This window comes from Thermobifida fusca NBRC 14071 = JCM 3263, from assembly GCF_001592045.1.
GTDB classification, from domain to species: domain Bacteria; phylum Actinomycetota; class Actinomycetes; order Streptosporangiales; family Streptosporangiaceae; genus Thermobifida; species Thermobifida fusca.
The window spans coordinates 1-15,165 of the sequence record NZ_BCWB01000010.1 but is presented as its reverse complement, the minus strand read 5'-3'; the positions used below and the strand labels follow the sequence as shown (position 1 = coordinate 15,165).

Sequence of the window (15,165 nt, the reverse complement as noted above, 5' to 3'; positions counted from 1 at the left end):
TCCCCGAAAGGACTCTGCGAGGCTGAGCGGGCTGTAGGCTGAACCGGAAAAGACGACAAGGCGGACGTTGTGCAGGGAGCGGTAGACGTGAGCGGGCAAGGGCACGGCGAGGGGTTCGTCATCGCCATCGACGGTCCTTCAGGATCGGGAAAGTCCAGCACAGCCAAGGGTGTGGCCCGGGCACGTGACCTCAAATACCTCGACACCGGCGCCATGTACCGCGCCATGACATGGTGGATGCTGACCCACGGGATCGACGTGTCCGACCCTGAAGCGGTCGCTGAGGCAGCCCCACGCCCGGTGATCACCATGGGTATCGACCCGGATGCGCCCACCGTTCACGTCGACGGGGTTGACGTGGCCCAGGAGATCCGCACCGACATCGTCACCGCCAACGTCAGCGCAGTCAGCGCCGTGCCCCGAGTACGGGAGATCCTTGTCGCCCGCCAGCGCGAAATCATCGCTGAAGCGTGCGCGACCTCACCCGGGATTGTCGTGGAAGGCCGCGACATCACCACGGTGGTCGCCCCCGAAGCCCCGGTGAAGCTCTTCCTCACCGCGAGCGCGGACGCCCGGGCCCAGCGGCGCAGCAGAGAAATGCAGTCCACCGACGTCATGGCTACCCGGGAGGCGCTGGTCCGCCGCGACCAGTTGGATTCGACCCGCGCCGTGGCCCCCTTGACCCAGACCCCGGACGCCATCGAATTGGACACCACGGGTCTGACGTTGGACGAGGTCATCGCACTGGTGGTCAAACTCGCCGACGAGGCGCGGGAGGCGGCCAGCCGACCTTCGCCACAGCCCCGCTGAGAGACGCGGGACCCCGTGCCGACCGGCACGCGGGCCATCCAGTCCTCACGACACGCATCCTGGGCGCGTGGGGACTTGCTACCGGGAGTATGCGTGATGAGTGACAACGCCGACGAGCGCACCACAGTGGCCGCTAGCGACAAAACCACCCGCGTCAAACCTGTCGTGGCCGTGGTGGGACGCCCTAACGTAGGCAAATCGTCCCTGGTCAACCGGATCATCGGACGTCGCGAAGCAGTGGTGGAAGACGTTCCGGGGGTGACCCGGGACCGGGTGGCCTACGACGCCAACTGGCAAGGGCGCGAATTCACCCTCGTCGACACGGGCGGCTGGGAGACCAACGCTAAAGGACTGGCCGCCATGGTGGCGCGCCAAGCCGAATACGCCGCAGAAACTGCCGACGTGATCCTGTTCGTGGTGGACGCCACGGTCGGAATCACTGACGAGGACGAGGCCGTCACCCGCGTCCTGCGCGCCACCAAGCGCCCCGTGGTGCTGGCCGCCAACAAGGTGGACGGCCCGCTGGGCGACGCGGACGCGATGGAGCTGTGGAATCTGGGGGTGGGGGAGCCGTACCCGGTCAGTGCCCTGCACGGCCGCGGTATCGGCGACCTGCTCGACGCGGTCCTCGACGCCATGCCGAAAGAACCGCCCCCTCTCGAAGAGGCCGCGGTCGACGGGCCGCGCCGGGTCGCCTTGGTGGGACGGCCCAACGTCGGCAAGTCCAGCCTGCTCAACAAGCTCGCCGGGGAAGAGCGTGTGGTCGTGGACTCGGTGGCGGGCACCACCCGGGATGCGGTCGACGAGCTCGTCGAACTCGGCGGGAAAACGTGGAAGTTCATCGACACCGCGGGAATCCGGCGCCGGTTCCGCGCCCTGCAAGGCGCGGACTACTACGCGACGATGCGTACCGCCACCGCGCTGGAACGCGCCGAGGTCGCCGTGGTCCTGCTGGACGCCAGCGAACCCCTGGCGGAGCAGGACCTCCGGATCATTGACCAGGTCATCGAGGCGGGCCGGGCCCTGGTGCTGGCGTTCAACAAGTGGGATCTGCTGGACGACGAGCGCCGCTACTACCTGGAGAAAGAGATCGACCGCCAACTGTTCCGGGTGAGCTGGGCGCCCCGGGTCAACATTTCCGCGAAGACCGGGCGGCACGTCGAACGGCTGGTTCCTGCGATCGAACAGGGCCTGGAGAACTGGGAGACCCGCATCTCCACGGGGCGTCTCAACGCCTGGTTCAAGGAGCTGGTCTCGGCCGTGCCCCCGCCCGCACGCGGCGGCCGGCAGACCAAGATCCTGTTCGCCACCCAGGCGGGGGTCCGGCCACCGCACTTCGTGCTGTTCACCACAGGGTTCCTGGAAGACAACTACCGCCGGTTCATCGAACGGCGGCTGCGGGAGGACTTCGGGTTTGAGGGCACGCCCATCAAACTGACCATGCGCATCCGGGAGAAGAAGAAGGGGAAGGCCGCCCAGCGCTAGGACCGCGAGGGCCTGTCTGCGCGCCACTGCGCCGGGAAGCGGCCGCAACCCCGGCTGCGTGCACTGCTGGCGGGCTGGACCCTTCGGACAGCCCGCCAGCAGCCGGTCGGACGGCCTGGATCCGGGCGGGGGAGGAAGCGATGGAACGGATACTGGTCAGCGCCTGCCTGCTGGGGCGGGCAGTGCGGTTCGACGGACGGGCGAAAACGATCAACCACGAGATTGTGGCGCGCTGGCGAGACGAAGGACGGCTCGTTCCGTTCTGTCCGGAAGTGGTCGGAGGACTTCCGGTTCCCCGGCCGCCCGCCGAGATCGAAGGCGCGCAAGGGGCCCGCGCTGTCTTAGCGGGACAAGCGCGGATCCGGACCCGGGACGGCCGCGACGTTACCGCGTTCTTCCTCCACGGCGCCCAGGCCGCCCTGCGCGCTGCCCAAGAGCACGGGGTGCGGCTGGCCGTCCTCAAGGAGAAAAGCCCGTCCTGTGGGGTCCACCAGGTGTTCGACGGCTCGTTCACCGGTACGACCGTCCCGGGAATGGGGCTGACCACTCTGCTGCTGCGCGACCACGGCATCGACGTCTTCACCGAGCACGAACTTCCGCAAGCCCAGGCCCGGCTTACGGAGTTGGAGACGTCTCGCTGACGTCCGACCTCTTCCGTGCCATTCGGGGCTGCGGAAGCGCCCCCGTGAGGGGAGGAGCCGGCTGCCCAGCGTGGCACGGTTGCGTAAAGTCCTGCACGGAGCTGGCGGCAGAGAGCGGATCCCGCCGCCGACCCTCCCCCCTTTGTTCCCGCCGACCGGAGGACCTCCATGCCTCAGTCTGACCTCAAGGCCTTACTGTCCGTCGCCCACCACGCTGTTGATGCGGCCGTCGACTACGTGCTGTCTCAGCCGGTGACGGGGATTCGGAGCAAAGGCGGCCGGGAGATCGTGACCGACATCGACGAGGCCGTGGAGCACCTGGTCCGCGACCGGTTGCTGCGGGACACTCCTGACCTGGGGTTCCTCGGGGAAGAAACGGGAGCTACGGGCGACTCCGCCACCTACTGGGTGCTCGACCCGGTGGATGGCACCACGAACTTCTCCCACGGCTTGCCGTTGAACGCGGTGGCGCTCGGGCTGATCCACGACGAGCAGCCGGTGCTCGGTGTGATCGCGCTGCCGTTCCTCGGCAGACGCTACTGGGCGGCCCGCGGGCACGGCGCCTACCGGGACCACACCCAGATCACCGTGTCGGAAACGACCGATATTTCGCGGGCCTTGGTGGCGCTCAGCAGTTACGGCGGTTGGGCTGACTTCCCGGTACGCGACCTGCTCTCCGCGGAACTGGACCGGGTCCTGTCCGCGCGCGCCCAAGGGGTGCGCCGCCTGGGCGCCACAGCCGTGGACCTCGTGTTTGTGGCCGAGGGCGCGTTGGACGTCAGCGTCACCTTGGGCAACCGCCCGTGGGACACGGCGGCGGGGACCGTAATCGCCCGCGAGGCTGGTGCGGTGGTGGTGGACAGCGACGGCAGCCCGCACACCCTGCGGTCCAAGTGCACGGTCGCGGTGACTCCTGGGCTGCGTGACGCCGTGCTCCCGCTGCTCGCGGTAGCCCGCCACACCCCGTACTGGCCTGCCGCAGCAGACTGACCCGGGCCCGCGGGGAAGCCGGTGACGGGGCGGGCACAGCGCCGCACCCTTGTGGGGGTATCGGCCTGGTAGGAGCGAGCGCAAGGGGGAACGGCGCACTGGCCGTGTAGCTGCGCCAGAATAGTCGGGCCAAAAGACGGTTCAGGAGTTCTCTGCTGACGGGGGCTTGCGAAGAGTACGGGGGCATGCCGGGGTGCTGGAGCTGGACGGGGTGCGGCACATTCTGCTGCGGTCGGCGCGGGATGCGTCCCATGGAGTGGGGTGCCCGCAAGGGATCGAGCTTGCGCAGTGGTCGGACTGTGCTGCGCGGCGGGCTGGGGTCTGCCGCGCTACGAAGCGGACTGCAGCGTGTCGGGAAGGCACCGTAGCGCGGGACACTCCGCTGCGACGTCTGTGGATGTCTGCGGCCGGTTCCGGAGAGCGCGGGGCGGCTGCGGCGGGCTGTGGGCTGGACTGGTGACCCTCTTCCCGACCGGGTCTCCCGGTTTTATTCGGAAAGGTATCGAAAATTTTCGAACAGGGAAAACCGCCGCGCAAGCCGAAGAAAGACGGTCGGAGGCGGGGGAAGAGGCGCGTAGATCTGATGTTCTTCACGAACTTTTGACCAGGGAAATTTCCGGAATCTTCCGGAATCTATTGACAACTCCATAGAATCGGGCGAACACTGTCGGTATCGACAGCTCTTGCCCGCTGTCGAGCCAGGTCAGCTACTGCGGCCTGGGTCCGGTCGTCGACGACTCGACGTGTGGCTCACCTAGCCGCGTCATCCCCGACGCCGAGGAGCGGCGACCACTGACCCCGGTCATCGCCCCCCACCAGGTCGCAGGATGCTCCCTGGTCCCCTCCAGCCCGTACAAGGAGGAAACACCCACAATGAACCATGCCCCCGCCAGTCTGAAGAGCCGGAGACGCTTCCGGCCCAGACTGCTCATCGGCAAGGCGTTCGCCGCGGCACTCGTCGCGGTCGTCACGATGATCCCCAGTACTGCCGCCCACGCGGCCGTGACCTCCAACGAGACCGGGTACCACGACGGGTACTTCTACTCGTTCTGGACCGACGCGCCCGGAACGGTCTCCATGGAGCTGGGCCCTGGCGGAAACTACAGCACCTCCTGGCGGAACACCGGGAACTTCGTCGCCGGTAAGGGATGGGCCACCGGTGGCCGCCGGACCGTGACCTACTCCGCCAGCTTCAACCCGTCGGGTAACGCCTACCTGACCCTCTACGGGTGGACGCGGAACCCGCTCGTGGAGTACTACATCGTCGAAAGCTGGGGCACCTACCGGCCCACCGGTACCTACATGGGCACGGTGACCACCGACGGTGGTACCTACGACATCTACAAGACCACGCGGTACAACGCGCCCTCCATCGAAGGCACCCGGACCTTCGACCAGTACTGGAGCGTCCGCCAGTCCAAGCGGACCAGCGGTACCATCACCGCGGGGAACCACTTCGACGCGTGGGCCCGCCACGGTATGCACCTCGGAACCCACGACTACATGATCATGGCGACCGAGGGCTACCAGAGCAGCGGATCCTCCAACGTGACGTTGGGCACCAGCGGCGGTGACAACCCCGGTGGGGGCAACCCCCCCGGTGGCGGCAACCCCCCCGGTGGCGGTGGCTGCACGGCGACGCTGTCCGCGGGCCAGCAGTGGAACGACCGCTACAACCTCAACGTCAACGTCAGCGGCTCCAACAACTGGACCGTGACCGTGAACGTTCCGTGGCCGGCGAGGATCATCGCCACCTGGAACATCCACGCCAGCTACCCGGACTCCCAGACCTTGGTTGCCCGGCCTAACGGCAACGGCAACAACTGGGGCATGACGATCATGCACAACGGCAACTGGACGTGGCCCACGGTGTCCTGCAGCGCCAACTAGTCCTGCCGGATAACCCCAGCTGTGGCGCGGCGGTTCAGGGGGCCGCCGCGCCACACCCGCGAGCAGAGCACTCCGCTCGCGGATTGGTCCGGGAATGCGGTGTGCGCTGGCCCTCCCCCCACGAAAGGGCCGGCGCACGGTCATCCCGCCGGCGAGCCGCGGCGTTCCCTCACCCGTGGCACCGGTACCCAGGGTCTTCCAGGGGATGAACAGCGAACACAGACCCCCGAGGGGATAGGGGAAACGCACGGGGCCCGCTGCTGTCGCAGCGGGCCCCGTTGCATGGATTCTGACGGTCGGAAGCCACCGCAGCCACCCCCTGGTCTTGCGCGCCGGGCAATGGTGGCGACCGCGGTATGCGCGCGCTGCCCACGAGCGGATTACCGCTCGGTAATGGCGATCCGCCGCGGCTTGAGCGCCTTGCTCTTGGGGATCCGCACGGTCAAAACCCCCTGGGACAAGGTCGCGTCCACCCCGTCAGGGTCGATGTCCCGCGGCAGGGTGACCGCGTAGTGGAACCGGCCGACGCTGCGGGTGCGGTGGCGGAACCAGCCCTCGCGCTCCCGCTCCTTGCGTTCTCCCGTGATCACCAGTTCCGTCCCGGACAGGTCGATGCTGATGTCCTCGCGGGAGACACCCGGGACTTCCACCTCGACCAGGTAGGCGTCCTCGGTCTCGGACAGGTCAGCCAGCGGCGACCAGCTCAACGGGTCCGCGGTGAGGCCGGAAGTCCGCTCCAGCACCGAATCCATCCACCGATGCAGCTGCGTGTGGAGTTCGTTCAGCTCCCGAAACGGGTCCCATCCGGTTGTCGGCTGAGAAGAACGGACGACGGGCAGTGCCATGTCTGTACCTCCTCGAACTCGTTGGTGACCGCCGGGAGGCGGTGGGTTCAGGTGCGGAGGCCTTGCGGCCTTGCGCCGGTGATCATCCCCAAATTTGAGTCCCATAAACTCAACTTTGTTGAGTGTGTTGCGTGTCACTGGTGGGGGAGGGGCGGGTCTCCCCACCAAGCCCAGCTGGAGTCGGCTGGTCGACAGCACCCCACCGACGCGCCGCGCACCGCGCAGTCGACCACGCCCCTGCCCGTGCAGGTGCATTCGCAGAACTACCGCTGGACCGCGCCCATCAACCAGGACGAACGGGCCTCTCACCCGTGCCATGAGTCGGGGACCAGCGCACCAGGCCGTCTAGGAGACCACGACCTCGACCGCACTACCGCACGCCAGGAGGAGAACGGGACACGCTAGGCCCAGGCCTGCTGCGGTGGACGCCGTGCACTCCATGCCCCGAAGCCGCCCACGGCCGCCGAGCCGCCCGCGCGGCCACCCCAGTGGCACCAGCACCGACCGAGCCCCAAGGCCACCCGGACCCACGGCGCCCCCTGAGCACCGTATTTAGCGCTCTTCAAATTCGGTTTTTACATTCTTAGTTGTCTCTTAGCGTCTGCCTAGTTGAATTATCGGGGATCTGCGTAGATCATTCTTATTGAAAACAAAAACTTTTCTCCCGGTGTGCAGACGTTTATTTTTATTGGCAGTCCACCAAAGCGAACCTCGTGATCTCAATGGGTGCGGAATCTTATTTTCAGAAACTCGTGGACGACCTTGCAGCGGTCCGGTCCACCGTCGTGGCAGGAGACCCTAGAGCCACAGAACGCCAGCGCTCTCTTGGGAAACTGACCGTACGGGAGCGGATCGACCTCCTGCTCGATAAAGACTCGTTCCACGAGATCGGATCTTTCCGGCGGCACCGTTCCGTGGGGTTCGGAATAGAGAACAAAAGACCGCACACCGACGGAGTCGTCACGGGATGGGGACGCGTCTACGGGAGAAAAGTTTTCGTCTACGCGCACGACTTCCGGATTTTCGGCGGATCTCTCGGAGAAGCGCACGCAGAAAAGATCCAAAAAATCATGGACCTCGCCTACGAGGCCGGCGCACCCGTGGTCGGGCTCAACGACGGGGCAGGGGCACGGATCCAGGAAGGAGTGGGGGCCCTCGCCGGATACGGCGGGATCTTCTCCCGCAACGTCCGCGCCTCAGGCGTCATCCCCCAGATCAGCGTCATCCTAGGGCCCTGCGCGGGAGGCGCCGCCTACTCGCCGGCCCTCACCGACTTCGTCTTCATGGTCCGCGGCATCGCGCAAATGTTCGTGACCGGGCCCGACGTGGTCCGTGCCGTCACCGGCGAAGAAATCACCCAAGAGGAACTCGGCGGTGCCGACACCCACAGCAGCGTGTCCGGAGTCGCGCACTTCGCCTACGACAACGAGCACGCCTGCCTCACCGACGTGCGCTACCTGCTGAGCCTCCTCCCCAGCAACAACCGGGAACTGCCACCCCACCTGCCCACCGACGACCCGCCCGACCGCCCCTGCACCCGGATCAGCAGCATCGTGCCCCCCGACCCCGCCAAGCCCTACGACGTTCGCGACGTCATCGCCGACATCGTCGACGAGGGCGACTTCTTCGAAGTCCACGAGGCATGGGCCCCCAACATCGTGTGCGCTCTCGCCAGGCTCGACGGGCATGTGGTCGGTGTCGTCGCCAACCAGCCGACCCACCTCGCCGGCGTGCTCGACATCCACGCCAGCGAGAAAGCGGCACGGTTCGTCCAATTCTACGACGCCTTCAACATCCCCCTCGTCACCCTCGTGGACGTTCCCGGGTTCATGCCGGGCACCGCTCAAGAGCACGGAGGCATCATCCGGCACGGCGCCAAACTCCTCTACTCCTACTGCAACGCGACAGTGCCCCGCGTCCAAGTCGTCATGCGGAAGTCCTACGGCGGCGCCCACATCGTCATGGACTCCCTCTCCATCGGATCCGACATCTCCCTGGCCTGGCCCACCAACGAGATCGCGGTGATGGGCGCTGAAGGCGCAGCCAACGTGGTCTTCCGCAAAGAAATCGCCGCAGCAGAGGACCCCGACGCCGTCCGGGCCCGCAAGATCGCCCAATACCGCGAAGAACTCATGCACCCCCACTACGCGGCAGAACGCGGCTTCGTTGACGAGCTCATCGACCCCGCCCACACCCGGGCGGCACTCATCAGCGCACTCGCCGCCCTCCGCGGCAAACACGCCGAACACCCCGACCGGAAACACGGCAACCAGCCCACCTAAGACACGGAGCAGCGCATGGCGGCCCACCGAGAACACCGAACACCAGACCCCCGGACTCCTCCCACCCCCCGCGACGACCGCGTGCCCCCCGACGCAGTGGCAGGGATCATCGCCCTGCTCTACACCCGGTCCACGCCACCGCCCACCCGCCACCACACCCCGGCCGAGCCCAGCCCGGCACCGTCCTGGAAGGCCCGGCGCCCCGCCCCCTGGGCCCCGCCCGGCCAGCACTGAGAGGAGCACACGTTGGACGCTTCCGTCATCGTCGTGGGCGCCGGCCCCACCGGACTCATGCTCGCCGGTGAGCTGCGGCTCGCCGGAGTGGACGTCATCGTCCTGGAACGCCTCACCGAACCCACCGGACAGTCCCGCGGACTCGGATTCACCGCCCGAACCCTCGAAGTCTTCCACCAGCGCGGACTCATGGAACGGTTCGGCGAGGTCACCACCTCCTCCGCCGGCCACTTCGGTGGACTGCCCCTCGACTTCTCCATCCTCGACGGCATCCACTTCTCCGCCAACAGCGTCCCCCAGTGGGTCACCGAGCGCATCCTCGCCGAATGGGCCGTGGAACTGGGGGCGGACATCCGCCGCGGCCACGAAGTCGTCAAAGTCGCCGACACCAACGACGCGGTCGAAGTCCTCGCCCAGACTGCCGACGGCGACGTCACCCTACGGGCCGCCTACCTCGTGGGCTGCGACGGAGGACACAGCACCGTGCGCCGCCTCGCGGGATTCGACTTCCCAGGGGCGGAGCCGACGATGGAGATGTTCCTCGCCGATATCGTCGGCGCCGACCTGCCGCCCCGCCCCATCGGGGTGCGCACCCCCGGCGGCATGGTGATGAACGCGCCGATCGGCTCCGGCATCGACCGCATCATCGTCTGCGAACGGGGGCACACCCCGGGCCCGCGCAGCGCTCCGCCGCCCTTCTCCGAGATCAGCGCTGCCTGGCAGCGCCTCACCGGAGAGGACATCAGCACCGCCACCCCGCTGTGGACCAGCTCGTTCACTGACGCAGCACGCCAAGTCACCGAATACCGCAGAGGCCGGGTGTTCCTCGCCGGAGACGCCGCCCACGTCCACCTGCCCGCAGGAGGACAAGGGCTCAACGTGGGCGTCCAAGACGCCGTCAACCTCGGATGGAAGCTCGGCTCCGTGCTCCGCGGCACCGCCCCCGAACACCTCCTGGACACCTACCACGCCGAACGCCACCCCGTCGGCGCCCGCGTGCTGATGAACACCCAGGCCCAAGGACTGCTCTACCTCAAAGGAACCGAGGTCGAGCCGCTCCGGGAGCTCTTCGCGGAGCTCATGACCTACGACGAAGTCAACCGCCACCTGGCCGCCATGGTCAGCGGGCTCGACATCCGCTACGAGGGCGGCCCCGAAGACCACCCCCTCCTCGGCCGACGCCTCCCGCCCCGCGACCTTCTCGTGGACGGAAACCCCACCACCACCCACCGGCTCCTCCACGCCGCCCGCGGCGTCCTCCTCGACCTGGCGGACTCCCCCGACCACCAGCACACCGCGCAGCGGTGGCGCGACCGGGTGGACGTGGTCACCGCGCGCCTCGCCCCCGACAGCCAAGGACTCGAAGGAGCCCGGACCCTCCTCATCCGCCCAGACGGATACATCGCCTGGACCGACCCCGGCCGGGAAGCGCTCGCCGACGCACTCCACCGCTGGTTCGGCGACCCCGCCTAACCCACCCCCCAATCCGCGCACCGCGAAAGGACCGCACCATGCACAGCACCCTCATCGTCGGCCGGATGCGTCCGGAAGACCAAGACGACGTCGCCCGCCTCTTCGCGGCCTTCGACGCAACAGAAATGCCCCACCTGATGGGCACCCTGCGCCGGGAACTCTTCACCTACCGAGGGCTGTACTTCCACCTCCAGAACTTCGCCACCCCCGACGGCGCCGCCAACATCGCGAAAGCCCGGTCCCATCCGCTCTTCCAGCAGATCAGCAACGACCTCAGGCCTTTCATCACCGCCTACGACCCGGACACGTGGCGTTCCCCCGCGGACGCTGTCGCCACCCGCTTCTACCACTGGTCCGCCTCCTCCTGAGCACGAGGCCCCCACACAGCCCGGCGAACAGCACGAGGAGCAGCATGACACGACGCGTAGTCATCACCGGCATCGGGGTGATCGCACCCGGCGGGATAGGCACGCAGGCCTTCTGGAACCTGCTGACCGAAGGCAGGACAGCGACCCGCCCCATCTCCCTGTTCGACGCGAGCGTCTTCCGGTCCCGGATCGCCGCCGAAGTCGACTTCCACCCCGAAGAGCACGGACTCACCGCCCAGCAGGCCCGCACCATGGACCGGGCCGCCCAGTTCGCTGTCGTCGCCACCCGCGAAGCCATGGCGGACAGCGGCCTGACCATCGACCGCCCAGACCGGGTCAGCGTGGTCGTAGGCAGCGCCGTCGGCGCATCCACCAGCCTGGAAAACCAGTACCGGCTGTCCAGCGACGACGGACAGCTTGACCCCGTCCGCTACGACCCCGCGGTCACCGACCTCTACCGGCACTTCGTGCCCAGCTCGTTCGCTACCGACGTGGCCTGGGAGGTAGGGGCGGAAGGACCAGCCACCGTGGTGTCCACCGGGTGCACCTCTGGACTGGACTCGGTGGGCTATGCCGCCGACCTGGTCCGAGAAGGCATCGTCGACGCCGTCGTCGTCGGCAGCACCGACGCCCCCCTCACCCCCATCACCTCGGCCTGCTTCGACGCGATCAAGGCGACCTCACCCCGCAACGACACCCCCGCCACCGCGTCCCGCCCGTTCGACCGCACCCGCAACGGCTTCGTCCTCGGTGAAGGATGCGCCATGTTCGTCATCGAGGAACGCGAGCACGCCCGGGCCCGCGGCGCCCGCATATACGGCGAACTCGCAGGCTACGCCACCCGGTCCAACGCCTACCACATGACCGGGCTCCGCGCGGACGGCCACGAAATGGCGGAAGCCATCCGGGTCGCGCTGCACGAGGCACGCGTCAACCCCGACGACATCGACTACATCAACGCGCACGGCTCAGGCACCAAACAGAACGACCGCCACGAGACCGCCGCCTTCAAAAAAGCCCTCGGCAGCCACGCCTACCGGACACCGGTCAGCTCCATCAAGTCCATGATCGGCCACTCCCTCGGCGCGATCGGCTCCATCGAAATCGCCGCCTGCCTCTTGGCCATGCGGGACAACATCGTGCCGCCGACAGCCAACCTGACCGAACCCGACCCCGAGTGCGACCTCGACTATGTGCCAATCACCGCGCGTGAGCACCGAGTCGACACGGTGCTCACGGTAGGCAGCGGCTTCGGCGGCTTCCAAAGCGCGATGGTCCTCACCACAGCGGACAGGAGGCTCCCATGACCACCACAGTGGTGACCGGACTCGGAGTGATCGCCCCCACCGGCCTCGGCGTCGACGACTACTGGAAGGCCACCCTGGAAGGCCGCAACGGCATCGCGCCGATCACCAAGTTCGACGCGAGCGGATACCCCAGTTCGCTCGCGGGGCAAGTCGTCGGATTCCACGCCGCCGACCACCTGCCCGGCCGTCTCCTGCCGCAGACCGACCACATGACCAGAATGGCGCTCGCCGCCGCCCAGTGGGCATGGGACGACGCGGGCCTGGACCCCGCCCAGTTGCCGGAGTTCTCCGCCGGAGTGGTGACGGCCAGCTCCTCAGGCGGCTACGAGTTCGGTGAACGGGAACTCCGCAACCTGTGGGCCAAAGGCGCCAGCTACGTCAGCGCCTACCAGTCGTTCGCCTGGTTCTACGCGGTCAACACCGGTCAGATCTCCATCCGCCACCAGATGCGCGGCCCCACGGGAGTCCTCGTCTCCGACCAGGCCGGGGGAGCAGACGCGATCGCCCACGCCCGCCGGCAGATCCGCAAAGGCGCCCGTGTCATGCTCGCCGGGGGTGTCGACAGCTCCCTGTGCTCCTGGGGGTGGATCGCCCACCTCGCTTCGGGACGGGTCAGCACCGCGGACGACCCCCGCCGCGCCTACCTCCCGTTCTCTGCCGACGCCCGAGGGCACGTGCCCGGGGAAGGCGGAGCACTGCTGGTACTCGAAGAGGAAACCGCAGCCCGGGCCCGCGGCGCCCGCATCTACGGGGTTGTCGCGGGCCACGCCGCCACGCTCGACCCTCCGCCCGGAAGCGGCCGTCCCAGCACCCTGGAAGCGGCCCTGCGCGGCGCCCTCGCCGACGCGGACGTCCACCCCGACGAAGTCGACGTGGTCTTCTGCGACGGCGCCGCCATCCCGGAACTCGACCGGATCGAAGCCGCAGCCATCAACGCCGTCTTCGGGGAAGGGGCCGTCCCCGTCACCGTTCCCAAGACCATGACCGGACGCCTCTTCTCCGGGGCGGTCGCGCTCGACGCTGCCGCAGCCCTCCTCAGCATCCGCGACGGCGTCATCCCACCCACCATCAACGCCACCGCCGCCCCCGACCTCGGGCTGGACCTGGTCACCGAAACCCCTCGGAGCCTGCCCGTCCGCATCGCCCTGATCGTCGCCCGCGGAATCGGCGGCTTCAACTCCGCCCTCGTCCTCCGCGCGGCCTAACCCTGCCCGCCCGGATGCTCCGGGCCGTTCCCGAAGGAGACACCCATGTCCACAACCGAGTTCACCCTTGCTGACCTGTGCCGCATCCTCACCGAGGCCGCAGGAGCCGACGGAAGCACAGCCATCAGCGACGACGCCCTGGACACGGAATTCGAAGAACTGGGCTACGACTCCCTCGCCCTGATGGAAACCGGGGCGCGCATCGAACGGGCCTACGGAATCCGCATCGCTGAAGAAGACCTCGCCGCGGCACTCACCCCGCGGGCGCTCATCGACCTCGTCAACCGCATGACGGCCGCCGCCTGACCCTGATCGTTCTCGGAGGATTCAACGTGACATTCACACCTCGAACCGCGATCGTCACCGGAGCCACCAGCGGCATCGGGCTCGCTGTGGCCCGAGAACTGGCCAACCGGGGCCACCGTGTCTTCATCTGCGCCCGCAACGGGGAACGGGTAGCGGAAACCGCCAAACAACTCTCCGACAACGGGAATCTCCCCGTCGACGGCCAAGCCTGCGACGTCCGCTCCCTCGACGACATCCGGGCCATGGTCCGCGCCGCGGTCGAACGCTTCGGCACCATCGGCATCCTCGTCAACAACGCGGGACGCGGGGGAGGCGGGGTCACCGCCGACATCCCCGACGACCTGTGGGACGACGTCCTCGCCACCAACCTCACCAGTGTGTTCCGCGTAACCCGGGAAGTGCTCACCACCGGCGGAATGCGCGAAGCCTCCTGGGGACGCATCATCAACATCGCCTCGACCGCCGGCAAGCAAGGAGTGGTCCTGGGCGCGCCCTACTCCGCTTCCAAACACGGCGTCGTCGGATTCACCAAAGCCCTCGGCAACGAACTCGCGCCCACCGGGATCACCGTCAACGCCGTATGCCCCGGCTACGTGGAAACCCCCATGGCGGAAGCGGTTCGGCAGCGCTACGCCCAAGCCTGGCAGATCAGCGAGGACGAAGTCCTCGCGAAATTCCAAGCCAAAATCCCGCTCGGCCGCTACTCCACCCCCGAAGAAGTGGCCGGACTGGTCGGCTACCTCACCACCGAGACCGCAGCGTCGATCACTTCACAGGCACTCAACGTCTGCGGCGGCCTCGGCAACTTCTGACCACCACAGAGAGGACAGACACCATGCAGCCGACCGGATCCCGGGAAGACCGCCACACCATTGTCGTGCAGGCCCCCGCAGCCCGGGTCTACGAGCTCATCGCCGACGTCGAACAGTGGCCGCAGCTCTTCCCACCGACCATCCACGCCGAACGGATCGAACACTCCGGAAACCAGGAACGCATCCGCATCTGGGCGACCGCCAACGGCGACGTCAAAGGGTGGACGTCGCGCCGGACTCTCGACCCCGCCGCGCGGCGGATCGACTTCCGCCAGGAAGTCTCCGCACCCCCCGTCGCCGCCATGGGCGGATCTTGGATCCTCGAGCCCTTGGACGAGCACAGTTGCCGGGTCGTGCTCCTCCATGACTACCGGGCCGTCGACGACGACCCGGAGAAACTGGAGTGGATCAGCCAAGCCGTCGACCGCAACAGCACCGCGGAACTCGCCGCCCTCAAAACCGGGGTCGAAACCCTCGCCAGCGGCGACGACCGACTGCTCAGCTTCGAAGACAGCGT

At 67.7% G+C, this 15,165-nt stretch carries 15 protein-coding genes; 14 read left to right on the top strand and 1 reads right to left on the bottom strand.

Annotated features, from left to right (window positions below; genetic code table 11):
* Positions 1-87 precede the first annotated feature (87 nt).
* The 5 genes from cmk to TF1_RS01570 all read left to right on the top strand — a co-directional run bounded on the left by cmk (position 88) and on the right by TF1_RS01570 (position 5,816).
* On the top strand, positions 88-810 hold the full coding sequence (gene cmk / locus TF1_RS01590) for a (d)CMP kinase (protein WP_011291656.1): 723 nt from the start codon (positions 88-90) through the stop codon (positions 808-810).
* Positions 811-906: 96 nt separating this feature from the next.
* The gene (gene der, locus TF1_RS01585) at positions 907-2,295 is read left to right on the top strand and encodes a ribosome biogenesis GTPase Der (RefSeq protein WP_061783563.1); all 1,389 of its coding nucleotides are present in this window, start codon (positions 907-909) and stop codon (positions 2,293-2,295) included.
* Between the two features lie 140 nt (positions 2,296-2,435).
* The gene (locus TF1_RS01580) at positions 2,436-2,936 is read left to right on the top strand and encodes a DUF523 domain-containing protein (protein ID WP_011291658.1); all 501 of its coding nucleotides are present in this window, start codon (positions 2,436-2,438) and stop codon (positions 2,934-2,936) included.
* 168 nt (positions 2,937-3,104) lie between these two features.
* Complete coding sequence (locus TF1_RS01575) at positions 3,105-3,926, top strand: inositol monophosphatase family protein (protein ID WP_011291659.1); 822 nt, start codon at positions 3,105-3,107, stop codon at positions 3,924-3,926.
* Between the two features lie 873 nt (positions 3,927-4,799).
* Positions 4,800-5,816, top strand: a complete 1,017-nt coding sequence (locus TF1_RS01570) for a glycoside hydrolase family 11 protein (RefSeq protein ID WP_016188539.1) — start codon at positions 4,800-4,802, stop codon at positions 5,814-5,816.
* Positions 5,817-6,196: 380 nt separating this feature from the next.
* On the opposite strand, the gene TF1_RS01565 is transcribed toward TF1_RS01570, so the two are convergent.
* Positions 6,197-6,661, bottom strand: coding sequence for an Hsp20/alpha crystallin family protein (locus TF1_RS01565; protein WP_016188540.1), 465 nt, complete (start codon positions 6,659-6,661; stop codon positions 6,197-6,199).
* A gap of 722 nt (positions 6,662-7,383) precedes the next feature.
* Between TF1_RS01565 and TF1_RS01560 the strand changes: the two genes are divergently transcribed.
* The 9 genes from TF1_RS01560 to TF1_RS01525 form a co-directional block, all read left to right on the top strand.
* On the top strand, positions 7,384-8,943 hold the full coding sequence (locus TF1_RS01560) for an acyl-CoA carboxylase subunit beta (RefSeq protein WP_061783562.1): 1,560 nt from the start codon (positions 7,384-7,386) through the stop codon (positions 8,941-8,943).
* Between the two features lie 15 nt (positions 8,944-8,958).
* Complete coding sequence (locus tag TF1_RS16075) at positions 8,959-9,177, top strand: hypothetical protein (protein ID WP_155983532.1); 219 nt, start codon at positions 8,959-8,961, stop codon at positions 9,175-9,177.
* 12 nt (positions 9,178-9,189) lie between these two features.
* Positions 9,190-10,650 (top strand): FAD-dependent monooxygenase, encoded by a 1,461-nt coding sequence (locus TF1_RS01555; RefSeq protein WP_011291663.1) that lies wholly within the window; start codon positions 9,190-9,192, stop codon positions 10,648-10,650.
* Positions 10,651-10,688: 38 nt separating this feature from the next.
* On the top strand, positions 10,689-11,018 hold the full coding sequence (locus tag TF1_RS01550) for a TcmI family type II polyketide cyclase (protein WP_011291664.1): 330 nt from the start codon (positions 10,689-10,691) through the stop codon (positions 11,016-11,018).
* A 44-nt stretch (positions 11,019-11,062) separates the two neighbouring features.
* Positions 11,063-12,325, top strand: a complete 1,263-nt coding sequence (locus TF1_RS01545; protein WP_061783561.1) for a beta-ketoacyl-[acyl-carrier-protein] synthase family protein — start codon at positions 11,063-11,065, stop codon at positions 12,323-12,325.
* Positions 12,322-13,530, top strand: coding sequence for a ketosynthase chain-length factor (locus TF1_RS01540; protein ID WP_011291666.1), 1,209 nt, complete (start codon positions 12,322-12,324; stop codon positions 13,528-13,530). The genes TF1_RS01545 and TF1_RS01540 overlap by 4 nt, the downstream gene beginning before the upstream one ends.
* A gap of 45 nt (positions 13,531-13,575) precedes the next feature.
* Positions 13,576-13,836 (top strand): acyl carrier protein, encoded by a 261-nt coding sequence (locus TF1_RS01535; protein WP_011291667.1) that lies wholly within the window; start codon positions 13,576-13,578, stop codon positions 13,834-13,836.
* A gap of 26 nt (positions 13,837-13,862) precedes the next feature.
* Complete coding sequence (gene fabG / locus TF1_RS01530) at positions 13,863-14,648, top strand: 3-oxoacyl-ACP reductase FabG (protein ID WP_061783560.1); 786 nt, start codon at positions 13,863-13,865, stop codon at positions 14,646-14,648.
* 23 nt (positions 14,649-14,671) lie between these two features.
* A partial coding sequence (locus tag TF1_RS01525) for an aromatase/cyclase (RefSeq protein ID WP_174522674.1) occupies positions 14,672-15,165 on the top strand: 494 nt, incomplete at its 3' end.

Excerpts from the sequence above, each read along its gene's own strand:
- der (WP_061783563.1), top strand. The coding sequence starts at position 907 with ATGAGTGACAACGCCGACGAGCGCACCACAGTGGCCGCTAGCGACAAA.
- TF1_RS01580 (WP_011291658.1), top strand. The coding sequence starts at position 2,436 with ATGGAACGGATACTGGTCAGCGCCTGCCTGCTGGGGCGGGCAGTGCGG.
- TF1_RS01575 (WP_011291659.1), top strand. The coding sequence starts at position 3,105 with ATGCCTCAGTCTGACCTCAAGGCCTTACTGTCCGTCGCCCACCACGCT.
- TF1_RS01570 (WP_016188539.1), top strand. The coding sequence starts at position 4,800 with ATGAACCATGCCCCCGCCAGTCTGAAGAGCCGGAGACGCTTCCGGCCC.
- TF1_RS01565 (WP_016188540.1), bottom strand. The coding sequence starts at position 6,661 with ATGGCACTGCCCGTCGTCCGTTCTTCTCAGCCGACAACCGGATGGGAC.
- TF1_RS01560 (WP_061783562.1), top strand. The coding sequence starts at position 7,384 with ATGGGTGCGGAATCTTATTTTCAGAAACTCGTGGACGACCTTGCAGCG.
- TF1_RS16075 (WP_155983532.1), top strand. The coding sequence starts at position 8,959 with ATGGCGGCCCACCGAGAACACCGAACACCAGACCCCCGGACTCCTCCC.
- TF1_RS01550 (WP_011291664.1), top strand. The coding sequence starts at position 10,689 with ATGCACAGCACCCTCATCGTCGGCCGGATGCGTCCGGAAGACCAAGAC.
- TF1_RS01545 (WP_061783561.1), top strand. The coding sequence starts at position 11,063 with ATGACACGACGCGTAGTCATCACCGGCATCGGGGTGATCGCACCCGGC.
- TF1_RS01540 (WP_011291666.1), top strand. The coding sequence starts at position 12,322 with ATGACCACCACAGTGGTGACCGGACTCGGAGTGATCGCCCCCACCGGC.
- TF1_RS01535 (WP_011291667.1), top strand. The coding sequence starts at position 13,576 with ATGTCCACAACCGAGTTCACCCTTGCTGACCTGTGCCGCATCCTCACC.